Origin of the sequence: Luteolibacter arcticus (assembly GCF_025950235.1) — a bacterium.
GTDB classification, from domain to species: domain Bacteria; phylum Verrucomicrobiota; class Verrucomicrobiia; order Verrucomicrobiales; family Akkermansiaceae; genus Haloferula; species Haloferula arctica.
On sequence record NZ_JAPDDT010000025.1, the window covers coordinates 1 to 17,096 of the forward strand.

Annotated in this window: 10 protein-coding genes; 5 read left to right on the plus strand and 5 right to left on the minus strand. The window is 64.2% G+C overall.

Features of this window, described 5'->3' with window-relative positions; all coding sequences use genetic code 11:
* Positions 1 to 144 precede the first annotated feature (144 nt).
* Positions 145 to 735 carry a hypothetical protein gene (locus OKA05_RS27745; protein ID WP_264490479.1) on the minus strand — a complete coding sequence of 197 codons (591 nt, stop codon included), beginning with the start codon at positions 733 to 735 and terminating at the stop codon, positions 145 to 147.
* Between the two features lie 219 nt (positions 736 to 954).
* Between OKA05_RS27745 and OKA05_RS27750 the strand changes: the two genes are divergently transcribed.
* Positions 955 to 1,899: a hypothetical protein gene (locus OKA05_RS27750; protein WP_264490480.1), complete on the plus strand. Its 945-nt coding sequence runs from the start codon at positions 955 to 957 to the stop codon at positions 1,897 to 1,899.
* 213 nt (positions 1,900 to 2,112) lie between these two features.
* On the opposite strand, the gene OKA05_RS27755 is transcribed toward OKA05_RS27750, so the two are convergent.
* Positions 2,113 to 3,003: a LysR family transcriptional regulator gene (locus OKA05_RS27755; protein ID WP_264490481.1), complete on the minus strand. Its 891-nt coding sequence runs from the start codon at positions 3,001 to 3,003 to the stop codon at positions 2,113 to 2,115.
* Between the two features lie 101 nt (positions 3,004 to 3,104).
* Between OKA05_RS27755 and OKA05_RS27760 the strand changes: the two genes are divergently transcribed.
* The gene (locus OKA05_RS27760; RefSeq protein WP_264490482.1) at positions 3,105 to 3,440 is read left to right on the plus strand and encodes a nuclear transport factor 2 family protein; all 336 of its coding nucleotides are present in this window, start codon (positions 3,105 to 3,107) and stop codon (positions 3,438 to 3,440) included.
* Positions 3,437 to 4,243, plus strand: a complete 807-nt coding sequence (locus tag OKA05_RS27765; protein ID WP_264490483.1) for an SDR family oxidoreductase — start codon at positions 3,437 to 3,439, stop codon at positions 4,241 to 4,243. The genes OKA05_RS27760 and OKA05_RS27765 overlap by 4 nt, the downstream gene beginning before the upstream one ends.
* A gap of 22 nt (positions 4,244 to 4,265) precedes the next feature.
* Here OKA05_RS27765 and OKA05_RS27770 read toward each other — a convergent pair whose 3' ends face one another.
* From OKA05_RS27770 to OKA05_RS27780, 3 genes are all read right to left on the minus strand, one after another.
* A complete protein-coding gene (locus OKA05_RS27770) occupies positions 4,266 to 4,727 on the minus strand; it encodes a hypothetical protein (RefSeq protein ID WP_264490484.1) in 462 nt (153 codons plus the stop codon).
* A 146-nt stretch (positions 4,728 to 4,873) separates the two neighbouring features.
* On the minus strand, positions 4,874 to 4,996 hold the full coding sequence (locus OKA05_RS27775) for a hypothetical protein (RefSeq protein WP_264490485.1): 123 nt from the start codon (positions 4,994 to 4,996) through the stop codon (positions 4,874 to 4,876).
* Positions 4,997 to 5,029: 33 nt separating this feature from the next.
* Entirely contained in the window at positions 5,030 to 6,772 is a 1,743-nt protein-coding gene (locus tag OKA05_RS27780) for a sodium:solute symporter family transporter (RefSeq protein ID WP_264490486.1), read from the minus strand.
* A gap of 487 nt (positions 6,773 to 7,259) precedes the next feature.
* On the opposite strand from OKA05_RS27780, the gene OKA05_RS27785 reads away from it, so the two are divergent.
* Both OKA05_RS27785 and OKA05_RS27790 read left to right on the plus strand, forming a co-directional pair.
* Positions 7,260 to 12,173, plus strand: coding sequence for a beta strand repeat-containing protein (locus OKA05_RS27785; RefSeq protein WP_264490487.1), 4,914 nt, complete (start codon positions 7,260 to 7,262; stop codon positions 12,171 to 12,173).
* A 253-nt stretch (positions 12,174 to 12,426) separates the two neighbouring features.
* Complete coding sequence (locus OKA05_RS27790; protein WP_264490488.1) at positions 12,427 to 17,013, plus strand: beta strand repeat-containing protein; 4,587 nt, start codon at positions 12,427 to 12,429, stop codon at positions 17,011 to 17,013.
* The last annotated feature ends 83 nt before the right edge of the window (positions 17,014 to 17,096 follow it).

Genomic DNA, 17,096 nt, shown 5'->3' on the forward strand with positions numbered 1-17,096 from the left:
TGTTTGCAAGCAGCTACTAGAATGCCAGTAGTTCATCACGGCTCACAAATCCGCCTTAAGTTAGCGCCATTCGGGACCGACCCCATGGGGTGGGTGGATCGGCCGCCAGGGACATGGTGGGCCGGAGGAGGGAGGCGATCGGGATCACCAGCCGCCGTAGTGCCATTGGTGCCAGCCGCCGCCGAGGCTCTCCTGGCTGTAGTAGTGGCTGCTTTCGACGGGGTTTCCACTAAGGCTGTAGTAGAGGCCATGCTTGCCCCACGGGATCTCGGATTTGCCGAAGGTTAGCTGGAGCCGGTCGCCCTCGTGGACGATGTAACTGAACGAGAAGAGGCCGACCCAGCACGGTCCCGAGCTCCTCTGTCCCGGGGTTGAGGCTTTGGCGAAGCGCTCGAGGCTTGGACGGCTCAATGCCAGCGCCGCCTTGAATGGCAGCTGATAGAAGGCGAGAGCTACGAGCCCGACCGTAACGCAGAAGAACAGCCCCCAGGTGGATGCCCCCTCGAAGACCCGCGGAGTGTCCGGCCTGCGCTTCCATGCGAGGATCATGCGCACTAGAATCCGGATGACGATGAGGAGCGGGGCAAGTACGAAGAGGATCGTAATTGCAGCGAGGAGGATGGAGTCCAATCCCGGCGTCCTCAGTGCCCAGAGGGCGAGCCCGCTGCCGAGAGCGAGGGCACCGTGGAGGAGCCGGTCATTCCGGGAAGCCAGGTAGCGGAGGATCGAAATCATTGGCGCGCGTCAGGATGTGCGATGTCGTGTGGTGTCGTGGATGAGAATTGCAGGTCCTTCGCAGTTCCACGAATCGGTTCTCTCGGTCGAACCATCGCTCCTGGCGATGTTCGCGGACATGCCTTCGGGACACACGGTCTTGACTGCCGCAGGCGGGAAAATGAACTGACCGGAAACTTTAGGTGATAAAATCACACGACCGGTGCCGCTGAGGGGGCGATGAAGACGCAATTCGGCTTTTTGGCGGTGGGCATTGGGATCGGCTTGGGGATGGGTTGGATGATGGGATCGAGCTCCGCTTCGCCCGATGCTCCGGCCATGGCTGCGGCCACCAAGAGCGATCGGCCGGTAACGGGATCGGACGCCTCCACCGCCGCGGGGCCGGATGAGAAACGCGCCACCAAGCGCGAACGTCCCGAGGCCGCGGACAAGAAGCCCGACGAGCCGAAGGTCATGACCTTCTCCTCCACCGCGGGTGGCGAGATGACGCCGGAGATGAAGGAAATGTTCGCCAAGATGGAGGAACAACAGAAGGAGGCGCGGGCCCGCAAGATCGATGAGCGGCTCGCCGCGCTGAAATCGCGGCTGAAGCTGACCCCGGATCAGGAAACCAAGGTGCGGGCGCTGCTCGAAGCATCGCCCGATATGGGGCGTGGCGCCGGGCTCATGGATGCCGTCAGTTTTGCCGTGAATGGCAGCTCCGGCACGGTCTCGGCCGCAGGCGCAACGAGCGCTGCTAGCGCGACCGCCGGAAACTTCAACGAGCAGCTTCAGGCCTTGTTGTCGCCTGACCAGCAGGAGGAATTCGGAGCCTTCCAACAGGAGCAGAAGGAGAACCGCGTGGAGATCGCGACCAACCGCGAGATGACCCACCTGCAACAGCAACTCACGCTCACGCCGGAGCAAAAAGACCAGGCGTTCCAGGCCTTGGGAAACGTCGCGCGGAATGAAGCGGAGGAATCCTCCGGCAACCGACTCGACCTCGAGACGATCAAGGCGGCGAAGCAAGCCCGCGTCGAGGCGATGCGTCCGATCCTCACCCCGGAACAACTGAAGGTCTATGAAAGCAACCCGGCGACTCTCCTCAACATCCCGGAAGTCACCGTGACGCCGGGTGGCGGTTCGGTCGGAGCCATTCAATTGCACGTGGGGCCGGGCGAGTGACGGAGACTCCCGGACGAGGGGGCAACGGCTGACGATTTCGGCATCGATGTTCTCTTGCAGAAAATTCGATGAGCGCCGGGTGGCAACACGTTACGACAAACTCGCTGAGGTGTTCTTCAACTTCATGCTCCTGGCCTCAACCTTGGGCGGGTTACATTCTCGAGAACGTCTTGAATCACGCCCTGGGGTGGTTTTCTTGAGATCCGGGTAAGGTTAGGGCTGAGCTACAAACTCTTTGAGGATGGCCACGAATCGTTCGGCGTGGGGACTATGTTGCGTCTCGAGTATGCCCACTTTCGCCACGACGGGATCAAACTTCGGGTGGAAGGGGCGCCCTACAAGTGAACGTGGGAGAATCTCTGAAACCGTGTCGGCAAGGATGGCGGCCGCGTTGTAAGCCTCCACGCCAGCGAACAGTGTCGACACCCCGTCTTCCTCCAGCGCGACAAAATGAGGAGTGCACCCGAAAGGCTTCAAACTCCGTCGTATGGAAGGCACATATTCCGGGAAATTTTTCCGGCCCAGACCTACGAGTGGGAGACCGCACAGGAGCTTCGGAGAAATACGTTTCCTGCGCGCCAGCGGATGATCGGCTCGCATGATCAGGATCAGTGACAGTCGGCGGAATTCGGACCATTTAAAGCCGGGGGTGGCCACCACCGACGGCTCAAGCGCGATGACGACATCCAGTTGCCCACTGACCGCCATCCGGATCATTTCCGGGGGAGAGACGTCAAACAGCTCCACCTTCACCTGGGGCATTGCAGCGTGGAAGCGCTCCAAAGCACGCGGAAGAATTCCGGCAGTGGCCGACGGCGCATATCCTACACGCAGCACCTCTGCACGATGATCCGTCCGGACCTTTTGCACGGCAGTCGCCACCCGCGCCAATAGGTCTTGCGCCTCCTCATAAAATCGCTCACCCGCATCCGTCAGCTTCACGGAGTTCTTCCCCCGGTCAAACAGCGGCACACCCAACTCATCCTCCAAATCCCTTACCTGGCGGCTAAGGGCGGGCTGGGTGAGGTGCAGGGATTGAGAAGCTCGATTGAAGGAGCCATGCGCCGCCACTGCCACAAAGTAACGGAGGTGACGGAGTTCCATTCCCCTGACCTGACTCATACTTTGGGTATGAGCCAGCCCAAAAACACGGCATTGGCCCGTTTTCCCGAGGAGACATAGCGTCGGGGCAACTTCCACCCGCTATGAATACCAACAACACAATCTCCCTGCCCGCGGTGGTGGCGAGCTACTTAGAAGCCGCCAACCAGTTCGATGCCGTAGCTGCTGCCGCTTGTTTTACTCCCGACGCGAGGGTCTGCGACAATGGTCGTGAATTCATTGGCACTGCTGCCATTGAGCGCCTGATGGAGGAGTCGAACGATGTTCAGCCGCAGGTCACCGTGACCCGCGCGAAGGTTGATGGCGAGATCGCGAAGATCGTCGGCACCGTGGAGGGGAACTTCCCCGAAAGCCCCGTGGAACTGGACTTCGAGTTCCATCTTCAAGACGGAAAAATTTCGCAACTAACAGTCTCATGAAAACCGAACAACCTAACTTCCCGATCGCTCCCGAGGAATTCGCAGGGCGCCTTGTATTTGTCACCGGCGGTACGAAAGGTGCGGGTGAAGCCATGGTCCGCCGCTTTGCCGCCGGGGGCGCCACCGTCATTACGACAGCGCGGCAGGCACCGGAGGATCCGGGCTTCCCCGCCTCGGTGATCACGGGTGATCTGGCCACCGCCGAGGGCGCTGCCGACGTGGCCGCTCAAATCACCGAGACATTTGGCGTGCCCGACATTCTGGTGCATAACCTGGGCGGTTCCGACTCGCCCGGCGGAGGCTTCGCCGCCCTGACCGATAATATGTGGATGAAGGAACTGAACCAGAATCTTCTCGCCGCCGTTCGCCTCGATCGTGCGTTCGTCCCCGCCATGCTGGAGCGGCAGTCCGGCGTGGTGATTCACATTTCATCCATTCAAAGGCTGCTCCCGCTTCATGAATCCACGACCGCGTATGCGGCAGCGAAGGCGGCCCTTACTACCTACAGCAAGGCGCTCTCGAAGGAAGTGGGACCGAAAGGCGTTCGCGTCACCGCGGTGTCCCCCGGTTGGATCAAAACCGACAATACCGCGGCCTTCCTTCAGCGTCTTGCGGATAGCGGTGGCATCACCACCGAGCAGGCACAGCAAAATGTGATGGCAGCGCTGGGCGGGATTCCCTTGGGTCGGCCAGCCTGGCCGTGGGAAGTCGCTGAACTTGTTGCTTTCCTTGCTTCGGACCGCGCCGCCTCTATCCAAGGAACGGAATACATCATCGACGGAGGAACCATTCCAACCATCTGAGTCCAGCGGGATCGGGAACGTCTTAAGCCATCCTGCGGTAGATCCTTACCGGGACCTCTTCGGCGACGATCATCACGACGACCACTGCGATCAAAGCCACAACCCCGTGAAACGGGCCATCAAAACGCACCTTGTCGCCAAAGGCCAAGGTGATTACTTCCAGAATCGCGAACTTCGATCCGAACAGGACGAGCCAGGCCCCGAAGAAGCGCATGAAGGTCATGAAACCGCCAGCCCGAGCCTTGAAGAATACCGCCACCTGATGTTCAAGGGCGATCGTCAGCTTCAGCATGAGCTGCAATAGCACCGCCGCGAGCAAGGCAATCGAGAAGGAATCGACCGATACAAGGTCCCAGAATTCAGCGAACAGGCCGAGCACCACCAGATCGATCAATACGCCTAAGGTATAGCGAACGAACAGACGCTGACGGTTATTCGGCGTCTCGGCTGTGGCGGGTAGGAAACCGTGGATTTTGTCTGACATCACTCCGATAGTGGATCTGGCTCGGCCACGAAGCTATCGTTGCGGTCGGTGATGTCGAGTTGCCATTATGCGGCAGGCGTTCCAACGAGGCTCGTCATTGCCGGTGCCAAGCATGGAGACCAAGTGACCTCCGGCCGAAAAACCGATTACGCCCTAACAACCCGCCCGAGGGTTTCCGCGATGGAAGCCTGATCCTGCTGATGGTGGTGCTTCTTTCCGCGGCCGTCGCCTTCGGGCTGGTGCTGGTCCTCCAGTAGGGAGCGGGTCATTCGGGACCGGCTTCCTTTCGGCTGTCTGCCGACTCACTCGTCGTCCGGCAGGCGCTCCCACCAGGTCTCGCGGAGGACCAGCGCGCAGGCGGTGCCGATCACCACGACGGCGGCGGCCCATGCCCACCAGCGGCCGAGCAGGTAGAACGGACTGAGGAACAAACACAGCAGGCCGACGTGCGATGCGAGCAGGGTGACGAAGGTGCTGCGTCCTTCACCGGCGGGTGGGGGGGGCGTGCCGGCCGCGGCTTTCACCGGGCCCCATGAGCCGAACGGGCGGACCTTGCGATAGAATCCCACCAGCGTTTCCATCGCGACCGGCTGGCCGGCGAGCGACACGATGACCGACCCTAACAGCGCGGCGACGTGGATCACCGGGGCATAGCCGTATTCCGGCCACGGCACGGGCGCGGAGCGATTGTGGAAGAAGACGACGGTGGCCACCGCCATGCCGGCCAGCACCCCGGCGGCATAGCCTGCGCCGGTCATCCGCCACCAGTACCAGCGGAGCACGTTAGGCACCATCATCGGTCCCATCAGGCCGAGCAGGATCCACATCCACAGGTCATTCACCCGTTCGAAATGCAGGCCGATGCCGATGCCGCTCACCACCAGGAAGGCGATGAAGACATAGCCGGTGGCCATTAGCGTGCGCTCGCCGGTTTGCGGGCGCAGGACCTGCACCACATCGCGCACGAAGATCGCCGAGCCGGCATTCAGCGCGGAGCTGAAGCTGGCCATGAAGGCGGAGAGGAAACCGGCGACCACCAGCCCGCGCAGGCCGGCCGGCATGGCGCTGAGAACGACCTCCGGCAGCACTTTCTCCGGGTCGCCGCTGGTCCCCGAGAAGCCACTCGCCGCGAGCACGAGCACGGCGGCCACCAGCACCCAGCGGAACCACAGCACCAGGCCCCAGCCGAGGCCCGCCAGCGCGGCGTCGCGCCCGGTGGCGGCGGCAAGGAAACGCTGCTCGCCATAGTGGCCGCCGGCTCCGCCGAAGCCGAGCAGCAAGCCATTGCTCAGCCAGACCAGGATCATCAGCCCGAAGGGTGCGAAGGTCGCGTAGTCGGTCGGCAAATTTTCAAGCCGCCAGACGGGCATCGGCGATGGATCGACGGCGGCATGCACCGCCGCGACATCGGTGTGGAAGATCGCAAAGCCGGCGATGACCAGCGAGGCCACGCCCATCAGGCCGGCTTGCACGGCATCCGTCACCACCACCGCGCGGAAGCCACCGACGACCGCATAGCAGAAGGTGAAGAGCATCGCCGCGGTGGCGCATTGCGCGGGCGACCATGGAAAGAAGACCGCCAGGAATTTGCCGCCGCCGGCGAAGGCGTAGGCCGACATGAAGACCAGCAGCACCAGCGTGGCGATCGCGGACATCAGCCGCGCCAGCACCGCGCCGCGGGTGACGCCGAAGCGCACTTGCAACAACTCCACGCCCGTCAGCACGCCGGTTCCGCGGATCCAGCGTGCCATCCACGACATCAGCACCGCCGAGATGAGAAAGGCGAAGCTCCAGAAGACCCAGAACGACTTCACCCCGAGCAGCGCGACCATCGAGACCAGCCAGAGGGTGCCGGAAATGTCGAAATTCGACGCGCTGCCCGACAGCGCGAGAGCCCACCAAGACATCTTGCGATCGCCGAGGAAGTAGGCGGCCAGTCCCTGCGACGAGCCCCGTGCGAACCACACGCCGACGCCGAGCATCGCGATCAGGTAGAGCGCGATCACGATCAAATCGCCGAATGGGAGCGGGGAGTTCGCGGGCATGATGAGGGAAGGGCTCAGCAAACAGATTCGCTGTCGCCGCCAGCAAGCGCGGAATCGCTGACGGTCAATTCAGCATGTGGATTTTAGTAATGGAATACCGGCATTTCCCGGCCGCACATGGGTATTCTCCACCCTTCCCAGGCCGCGAAAGCTTTTCGCCTCGATGTCGAGGACCTGCCCGAAACCGGGGGGAAACACGCCGCATGCCGGAGCGTCGGGCGGATTTGCACGTTTTGTCACCTGGCCTGCATGATTTGGAAATTGAGGGCAGCACCCTCAAGCGGCGAGCCTCCAAGGCGTTTCCATGGCGTGTTGTTTCCCGTCCCCCTGCACTCCCGTCTTGGCTCATTTCGGCTTGATCGCCGCACCGCAGGGCAATTCCGGAGCCGACGTGAGGTGACGCGGACTGCCGACGATAAACCACATCCGGAAAAAATTTTCAGAGCCCCATCATCCAACGAATCGAACCCTGAGCCTCCCAAAACCCATGCAAAACCGGTACTTCCCTGTGGCCTCCCGCGCCACCCTCCTTACCACCAGCCTCGGCATGGCCCTCGCCAGCCATGGTGCGGTCACTCCCATCAATTGGTCCGGCGCTTCCGGCGTTGACCCCACCGCTTGGGCCGACACCGGCAACTGGACCGGCGGCGCCGCTCCGGCGAACGACCTGGTCACCGATCTGGCAGTCTTCGAGCTCGCCGACTTCACCGGCAAGCAGCCCAACGCCGGCACGCGATCGGTGGCGGGCGTCCAGATCGGCAGCGGAGCCGCCACCGGCGCGCTGACCCTCTCCGGTGCGCAAGTCACGCTCGGTGCCAGCGGCATCGACATGAAAGCGAATGCCGCCGCCGCGACGATCTCCGCAGCGGTCGTCCTCGGCGCCGCCCAGACCTGGGCGAACGAGTCCGCCAATGCGCTGACCATTTCCGCACCCACCAGCGGCGCCTTCGCGCTCGCGAAAGGTGGCAGCGGGAGAATCATCCTGACCGGCGCGAACACCCGCAGCGGCACCACGACCCTCAGCGGCGGCACTCTTCAAGTGGGCAGCAACGCCGCCAACGCCCCGATCGGCTCGGGCACCTATGACATCGGGGCCGGCAGCACCTTGCGGATCGAGTATGCCACCACCAACACGGCAGCGACGAATCTCGGCAGTCTCCCGTGGGCCAACTTCTCGGGCGGTGGAACGCTCAACATCGCGACCAACGGCGCGTTCGACTACATCAGCAACGCCACGGCCCTTCCGGCCGGCTTCACCGGGACGCTGCAAATCGATGGCGGCCGGGTTCAGGCCGCTCCATCGACGGGCGGTCTCGGCAGCACCAGCACGATCGTGGTGAAAAGCGGCGGCCAGTTCGGCATGTGGGAAGGCGGCACCTTTAGCCAAAACTTCACCATCGCCGGCGCCGGCTATGGCGAAGGGGGCTACGAGGCGGCCCTGCGCCTCTCCAATGACGCCGCCACCAACGTCACGCTGAACGGGACGATCACGCTCGCGGGCGATGCCACCATCGGTGCGCGGAGTACCGGCGTGGCCACGATCAGCAACCCGATCGGCCAGTCCACCGCCTCCAACCTGACAGTTGGCACGGGGTTCTTGAACGGCACGGTGATCTTCCAAGCCGTCAACACCTACACCGGCAACACCATCGTCCGGAACGGCGTGCTCTCGCTCAACGGTTCGGCTCCGACGGTGCTCGGCAACCTGCAGATGATCGGCGGCGACGGGACCTACCTCCGCACGCAACAGGCGAACCAATTTGCGGCTGGCTCGGTCGCCAACTTCACCTCGGCAAGCGGGTCGTGGAACCGCTTTGAATTCTTCGGCAAGGACCAGACCTTCGCCGGCATCAATACCGGCACCACCACCGTCCAAGGTGGCGGCATCTTCCAGAACAGCGAGGCCAATGGTGCGGCCGGCGCGAACGCCACGCTGACTTTGAATGGCAGCGGCAATTACGTCTTCAACGGTCACATTCGCGACTGGGGAAGCCCCAATGTCGGCACCCACAAGGTGTCGCTGGTCAAGAATGGCGCGGGGACCCAGACGCTGGCCGGGAGTGTGGTGACGTATTCGGGCACCACTTCGATCAATAACGGGACCCTGGAGCTGATCAGTACCTCGGGCTTCAAGAGCGCCACGACGGTTGCCAGCGGCACCACTCTCAAGCTCGGGAACAATGGCAACACCGGTACGGGAACCGGGTTCACCGTCGATCTCAGCAACGGCGCGACGCTTGTGCACGATGGCCAGTCGGCGAGCCATTTCTGGACGATCGGCGGCGCGACGACCAATACCGGCACCACCACGGTCAACCAGAGTTCGATTGCGGCCGGCCTGCTCGACAAGGGCTTGTTCTTCGACGGCGGCTTGAAGGGCAGCGGCACCGTCACGATCAACGCGACCAACGCTGGCAACGGCGTGGTCTTCCGCAACAACAACACCAGCTTCAGCGGGACGCTCATCGTCAACGGCATCGCCGACGCGACCGTCAATCTCGGCAGCGGCATCGGTGTGGGCGGCTGCACCACCGGCCTCCAGAACGCCGACATCCAATTGAACGGCACCATGGAACTCCTGAATCAGGGTGTCAGCTGGGCTGGCAGTGCTTCGGGCGCCTTCCAGATGGGCGCGCTGTCGGGATCCGGCGTGATGGTCGGCAACTACACCACCGGCGGTAATACCACCGTCACGATCGGCAAGACCAACAACAGCGGCAGCTACTCCGGCGTGATTGCCAACGGCACTGGCAACACGGTGCATCTCGTCAAGGACGGCAGCGGCACGCAGACGCTGTCCGGCACCAACAGCTACACCGGCAACACGACGGTCAACGGCGGCACGCTCAGCCTCAGCGGAGGCAGCTCCCTATCCGACACCGGCAACTTGACGCTGGCCAATACCGCCGGCGTGCAGGTGGTCTTCAACGACAGCGAAACCACCGGCGCCCTGGCCGGCGGTGGCGTGACCGGTGGCGACGTGAATCTTCAAGACAACACGCTGACCCTGGCGGGCGATGCGAACACGACGTTCAGTGGTGTAATTTCCGGAACCGACGGCGCCTTGGCCAAGACCGGCACGGGCACGCTGACGCTGGCGGGTGCCAGCACCTATACCGGAGCGACCACCATCGATGCCGGGCGGCTCAATCTCACCGGCGCGCTGCCTAACAGCTCGCTGACAGTTGCCGACGGAGCCTTCGTCGGCGGCGAAGGCAGTGCCGCGGCGATGACGCTCGGATCGAGCGTCGGCGTCGATATTGTCACGTCACCGGCCACTGCCGAGGTGCTTACGGCGAACGGTCCGCTCAGCGTGACCGGCACGACCCTGGTCGATTTCTCCGGCCCGATGCCCACGCCGGCCTTCAAGGTGCTGCAGTTCGGCAGCAACGCGAACGGCTTCACCGCGGCGAACTTCGACCTTGTTGACCCGACCAGCTACCGCCCGGGCTATGCCTTCACGGTGAATGCCAACGACGTGACCCTGACGATGGCGAAGAAGTCGCTCGAGTGGACCGGCAGCCAGGACGCGACGTGGGAAAACGACATGCTCGCCAACTTCCGCGACACCACGACCCTGGCGGACGAGAAGTTCTTCACCGCGGACGACGTGCTGTTCGGCAACCTGCCGGCGACCGATCCGACCGTCACCGTGATCGGGACGGTCGCGCCATCGAGTTTCACCTTCAACTCCACCTTGAACTACACGATCGAGGGCGGTGCCATCACCGGACCCGGCGGGCTCACCAAGGAGGGCAGCGGCACCGCCACGCTCTCCGGTCCTAACACCTTCACCGGTGCCATTGCCGTGAACACGGGCACGCTTGTCTTCAAGGCCCCGGCCAATGCCGCGTGGACGATGCCGACCGGAGCCAAGACCATCGCCAGCGGTGCCGTGATGCAGATCGATTTCACGCCGCAGACGACCCTGCATCTGCAGACGAACCCCGGCTCCACCGCGATCAGCGCCGGCGCTGTGCTCGATCTCTACAGCACGGCGTACAACGTCAATTCCTACCATCTCCTCAACGGCGGCTGGACGGCGACCGGCACCGGCACCATTCGCATCAGCGGGGGCGGTGCGGTCGCGTGCTGGACGGGCGGGAACAATGCGCTGGCGGGGTTCACGGGCCTGCTCGACATCCAGAACGGCCAGTTCGCCGTCAATGTGGACAACGCGACGACGCTGGGCGGAACGCTGGACGTCAACGTCACCGCGACCGGCAAGCTCGACATGCGCTCCGGTCACTTCACCGTCGACTCGCTGGATGGGGCGGCTGGCAGTGAGATCATCAAGTCGCACAATACCGCCGTGACCCTGACCGTGGGGAATAACAGCGGCTCGGGTGCCTTCGCCGGCAACCTGTCCAACGCGACCGGCACCATCGGCCTGACCAAGGTCGGCACCGGTACCCAGACGTTGTCCGGCACCAATACCCACACCGGCCCCACCACCGTCAATGGCGGCACGCTCGCCCTCACCGGCGGCGCGGCGATCGCGGATACTGGTGCGGTCGTGCTGGCCGATGCCGCGGGCGCCCAGGTGGTGCTCAATGCCAGCGAAGCCATCGGCTCGCTGGCGGGTGGCGGCGCCACCGGCGGCACCGTGAACTTGCAAGCGAACACGCTGACGGTTGGCAATGCCAGCAACACGGCCTTCGCCGGCAGCCTGTCCGGCAGCGGCGGGCTGACCAAGGTGGGTGCCGGCACCCTCACCCTGAGCGGGGCGAACAGCTACGCGGGCAACACCGCGGTCAACGCCGGCGTCTTGTCGGTGGCCAGCGCCTTCTTCGGCGACGCCTCCACCGTGACGGTGCTCACCGGCGCGGTGCTCAACCTCAACACGGGCACCGACGACACCGTGGGCACACTGATCCTCGGCGAAACCACGGTCCCGGGAGGCACCTACAATGCCAGCCATCCGACCTACGGCAGCTACTTCACCGGCAGCGGCAGCCTGGTGGTCGAGGGCAATGCCTACGACTCGTGGGCTGCGACCAAGGGACTCACCGCGCTCAACAAGGGCTCCGCGGTGGATGCCGACTTCGACGGCGTGAGCAACCTGCTCGAGTACTACCTCGACGGCAATCCGCTCGCCTCGGACCACTCGATCCTGCCGGCCGTGACCCGCGACGCCACCCATCTGATCCTCACCTTCAAGCGCCGCGACGACGCGAGAGCGGATGTGAGCGCCCAGGTCGTCGAGTATGGCACGAACCTCACGGCATGGCCGCTGAGCGCGGTGCTGGGGACCGCACCCGGCACGACGACCGACGGCAATGGCGTGGTCGTGACGGTGGCGGAAAACGGCAGCAATCCGGACGACATCATGGTGAAGATCCCACGGACTCCGCACGGTGCGGGTGGCAAACTCTTCGCTCGTCTCAAGGTGACCGAGTGATCCTCTTCGTTCCGACGAATGCAATTCAGGGTGGCCGGCGGGATTCCGTCGGCCGCCTTTTAGAGTAAGCCCGATCGCCCTCACCGCCAAGCGCTGGCGCTTCCGGCAGTCAATCCAGTATCGGATTAATAGCAACGGAATACCAGAAACTCCCGGAAGGACCGGGTAGAATGGAGAGTTCTCGCGCTGCCCTGTCGCCACCGACGGACCGTTTCCAAAGACAAAAGCCCACTCCCCGATCCTCCTAAGTTCCATGCAAATCCCATCGCTCCCGTTTCTAGCCTCTTCCCGCACGACCCTTCTCACCACCAGCCTCGGCATGGCCTTGGCCGGTCACGCCGCCGCCGCGCCCATCACGTGGTCCGGTGCTTCCGGCGTCGATACCACCGCGTGGGCCGATGGCACCAACTGGGCCGGCAGTGTCGCCCCCGCCGACGATGCCACCACGGACCTCGCCATTTTCGCGCTGGCTGACTTCACCGGCAAGCAGCCGAACTCGGGCACCCGCTCGGTCACCGGCATCCAGATCGGCACCGGCGTGGCCACCGGTGCGCTCACGCTCAGCGGCAGCCAGCTCACGCTGGGAGCCTCGGGCATTGATATGAAAGCCCTGGCGGGCGCTTCGACCATTTCCGCTCCCGTCGTGCTGGGTGCCAATCAAACGTGGGCGAGCGCTTCCGCCAACAACCTCACCATCTCCGGTGTCATCAGCGGCACGGCCAACCTGACCCGCAGCGGTACCGGCATCGTCCGCTTCGAGGGCACCGCGAGCAACACCTTCACCGGCGAGCTCAACATCAGCACCCTGGGCGGCACCGGCAACATCGCCAATACCACCACCTATTTCGGCAAGACCGGCGGCGCGCTGGCCGTGCCCGCCAATACGGTGGTCACCTTTGGCAGGGGCACCACGGGCCAAGGCAACCTGGTGATGTCGGCTTCCGACCAGTTCGGCAGCGGTGTCGAACTGAAATACCTCAATGCGAACGCGCAATGGGCGCGTCTCGACCTGCGCGGCACCAGCCAGACTCTGGCGGGCCTGAGTGCGGGTGCGGTGGCGAACACCAACCAATCAGGCGCCATCGTCCAGAACCGCAGCGTGGGCAACGGCACCGCCAGCTCCCACGGCCCGGCCACGCTGACGCTTACCGGCAGCGCGGACTACGTGTTCTACGGCTACGCGCGCAGTGTGGACGGCGGCACGGTCGGCACCGACACCCTGGCGCTGACCAAGACCGGCAGCGGCAAGCAGACGCTGGTGGGCAACCAGATCACCTATACCGGGGCCACCACGGTCAGCGGCGGCACCCTGGCTTTCGCCAAGACCAGCGCGCTCAATACCTCGATCACCAATAACGCGGTGGTCGAAATCAATTCCATCACCGGCGATGACTGGATCCTCGGTGCCAGCAACACGCTTTCCGGCGCGGGCACATGGAGAAAAACCGGCGCGGGAAGGGCGACCTTCAACAGCGCCACGCTGACCACGAGCGGCAAGTTCGAGATCCAAGCGGGCAGCCTCCGCAACAACAGCAACGCGGGCAACTGGAGCGGCAGCACCGCCGACATGGACATCAGCAGCGGAGCCATCCTCGATCTGTTCGCGGATGCCATCCATGTCGATGAACTGACCGGTGACGGCATCGTTCAAAATGGATTTGGCAATACCGCCCCCAACCAGTCCGGCGCGTCGGCTTTCATCGAAAAGCTCGTCGTGGGAGTCGCCAATGGGAGTTCCACGTTCTCCGGAGTCATTCGCAACAATGCCGCAGGAACTGCGCCTGCCAGCGGCACCGCGGGCGGCGGAGTCCAACTCGAAAAGGTTGGCACCGGCAGCCTGACCTTGACGGGAACGAACACCTATACCGGCCTTACTTCGGTGAACGCCGGGCAGTTGATCCTGGACTACGGCGCGAGCACCGATGTCCTCGCCCCGACCACTCCGCTGCGGATGCAAGGAGGCGAGCTGGTGTTTCTAAATCTGGGGTCTAACAGCCCCATCTTCCCTTCGACCACGGTTGCGTCCGGCGCGACCAATGAGATCACCCGCGGCAGCGGTTACATCAGCGGTGTCGTGGATCTGGGGACCCTGTCCGCCACCGGCGGATCGGTGGATGTTTCCGATATTGCGGGAGCGCCGGGGTGGATCAAGGCCTCCGGCAATCCTTCGTCACCGGCCTTGCTCTACGGCACGGTCACGGCCAACGGCGGTGCGAGTCTGGTGGGGACGGATGCGGATGGTTTCCTGATTCAGGCGGCCACCACGAACCGGAGTCGCGGCGGCGCGGCGACCGGGGGCGGCGTCCTGCGATTGGTCGGCACCGGCACCGGCCCGAATACGCCTGGTGCTCCAGTCACGCTTGCCGCGGGAGCGGGAACCGTGACCGATGTCGAGGGCGTCTTGAATTCCTACACCGCTGCCACCGCGAGTCCGGACACCGGGATCGCCTTGAACATCGGGGCCACCAAGACCCTGCGCCTCGGCGCGGCCGGCTTCGTCTCGTCCTTCGCCGGGACCAGCCTCGCGATCTCCAATGGAACCCTCACCGCCGGTGGTGCGGACAACACCGACGGCGTGATCACGGTCAACGCGGTCAACGACATCAGCATCGGTTCGACGATCTCGAACAATGGCAGCGGCACGGTCGGCCTCACCAAAATCGGAGCCGGAACGCTGACGCTCACCGGCACCCACACCTATACCGGCACTACCACGCTGAGCGGTGGCACCTTGGATATCTCCGGGGCGAGTGGCATCCTGCCTGCCGGTGCGCCCGTGCATTTCAAGGGGGGAAGCCTCAGCATCGGATCGCAGAGCCCGACGCTCGCCTTGTCGGTGGCGGACGGGATTTCCGCAACGATCTCGGGCGCAGGGGTGGTCCTCCAGGGTGATGCCGACCTTAAGATCGGCGGCAGCGGCGCGGGCAACCAAGCGCTCGATCTGAGCGGGCTCAGCTCGTTCACCTACAACGCTCCCACCCGCTTGCTGCAAGTCGGGCCCAGCGTGGCGGGAGTGACCGCGGCTAACAAGAGCGGCACGCTCACCCTGCCTCCCTCGGCCACCATCACCACCGCCACCATCAACGTCGGCGGGGAAGATGGTAACGAACACAGTGCCGATCAGGCACAGCCCAACGCCCAACTCTACATGGGAGCTTCCACGATCCTTAACGTGGACAATCTCAGGGTCGGGCAAGAAGGCGGCGTTCGTTCCACGCTTGCCTTCAAGAGTGGCACTGCCAATCCGGTCCTCACCATCCGGGGGGCTGCGGGCGGATCCAGCCGCGCCAACATCTCCGTCGGGAAGGCACACGACGTTTACACGGTGCCCTTCTCCACCATCGACCTCGTCACCGGAGTCACTGGCACGAGCACCCTGGACGCCATGGTGAACACCCTGGATGTCCACTTCGGGACGACGGGCAACAACTCCGGCAGCACGTTCCTGATGGGGGCCGGCACGCTGGATGCCACCACCCTCCGCCTGGCCAACGTTTACGCCGGGACTCACAACAACACGATCACCGGCACGTTCACGACCGGCGGCGGCACGGTGAAGGCCAGCAGCCTGGTCTTCACCAATGACGCGGGCGGCAACGGCCAAGCGACGGGCGTCTTCAACCTCAACTCCGGCTCCACGCTCAGGGCCGCCTCGGTGACGCCTGGGAACGGAGCTGGCAAGACGCTCAACTGGAACGACGGCACCATCGCCAACTACGATGGCTCCACCGACCTGACGATCGCCTCCGGCATCACGATTGCCTTGGCGACCGCTGGCACGCACGCCTTCAACATCGAAACGGGCCGCACCGGCAGCGTCGCCAGCGTCCTGTCCAATGCGGCCGCCGCCACCGGCACGCTTGCCAAGACGGGAGCGGGCATCCTCACCCTCACCGGCGCGAGCACCTACAGCGGTACCACCACGGTGGACGGCGGCACCTTGCGCGCGAGCAACGCCACCGGCTCCGCCACCGGCACCGGCGCAGTCTCCATCAATACCACCGCCACCTTTGGTGGCACCGGTGCGGTGAGCGGCGCGGTCACCGTCAACTCCGGCGGCACCCTGGCTCCCGGCACTTCCATCGAGTCGCTGGCCACCGGCGAGCTGACCTTGGCCGCCGGCTCGACCTTCGCCGTCGAGTACAGCTCCAGCGGCGCGCCGACCACCGACGTGGCCAATGTCACCGGCAATGTCACGCTCGCCGGCAGCCTGAGCCTGACCGACCTGGCCGCCGTGCCCATCGGGATCACGCTCGGGAACAAGCTGACGATCATCACCTACAGTGGCACCCTCACCGGCACCTTTGCCGGCCTGCCGGAAGGCGCGACCGTCACCTCCGGGGCAAACGCCTTCATCGTCCGCTACGCCGATGGTAACGCGGTCACGCTGGAATCCACCAACGCGGTCGCAAACCCGTACGACTCGTGGGCTTCCTCCAAGGGACTCACCGCGCTCAACAAGGGCTCCGCGGTGGATGCCGACTTCGACGGCGCGAGCAACCTGCTCGAGTACTACCTCGACGGCAATCCGCTCACCTCGGACAGCTCGATCCTGCCGGCCGTGACGCGCGACGCCACGCATCTGATCCTCACCTTCAAGCGCCGCGACGACGCGAGAGCCGATGTGAGCGCCCAGGTGGTGGAGTACGGCACGAACCTCACGGCATGGCCACTGAGCGCGGTGCTGGGGACCGCACCCGGCACGACGACGGACGGCAATGGCGTGATCGTGACGGTGGCGGAGAACGGCAGCAATCCGGACGACATCACGGTGAAGATCCCACGGACTCCGCACGGCGCCGGCGGTAAACTCTTCGCTCGTCTCAAGGTGACCGAGTGATCCTCTTCGTTCCGACGAATGCAATCCAAGGTGGCCGGCGGGCTTTCGCTGGCCGCCTTTTTCTGCAAAAATGTGGCAATAAA

Coding starts and splice junctions, on each gene's coding strand:
- OKA05_RS27745 (WP_264490479.1), bottom strand. CDS start 735: ATGATTTCGATCCTCCGCTACCTGGCTTCCCGGAATGACCGGCTCCTC.
- OKA05_RS27750 (WP_264490480.1), top strand. CDS start 955: ATGAAGACGCAATTCGGCTTTTTGGCGGTGGGCATTGGGATCGGCTTG.
- OKA05_RS27755 (WP_264490481.1), bottom strand. CDS start 3,003: ATGGAACTCCGTCACCTCCGTTACTTTGTGGCAGTGGCGGCGCATGGC.
- OKA05_RS27760 (WP_264490482.1), top strand. CDS start 3,105: ATGAATACCAACAACACAATCTCCCTGCCCGCGGTGGTGGCGAGCTAC.
- OKA05_RS27765 (WP_264490483.1), top strand. CDS start 3,437: ATGAAAACCGAACAACCTAACTTCCCGATCGCTCCCGAGGAATTCGCA.
- OKA05_RS27770 (WP_264490484.1), bottom strand. CDS start 4,727: ATGTCAGACAAAATCCACGGTTTCCTACCCGCCACAGCCGAGACGCCG.
- OKA05_RS27775 (WP_264490485.1), bottom strand. CDS start 4,996: ATGACCCGCTCCCTACTGGAGGACCAGCACCAGCCCGAAGGCGACGGC.
- OKA05_RS27780 (WP_264490486.1), bottom strand. CDS start 6,772: ATGCCCGCGAACTCCCCGCTCCCATTCGGCGATTTGATCGTGATCGCG.
- OKA05_RS27785 (WP_264490487.1), top strand. CDS start 7,260: ATGCAAAACCGGTACTTCCCTGTGGCCTCCCGCGCCACCCTCCTTACC.
- OKA05_RS27790 (WP_264490488.1), top strand. CDS start 12,427: ATGCAAATCCCATCGCTCCCGTTTCTAGCCTCTTCCCGCACGACCCTT.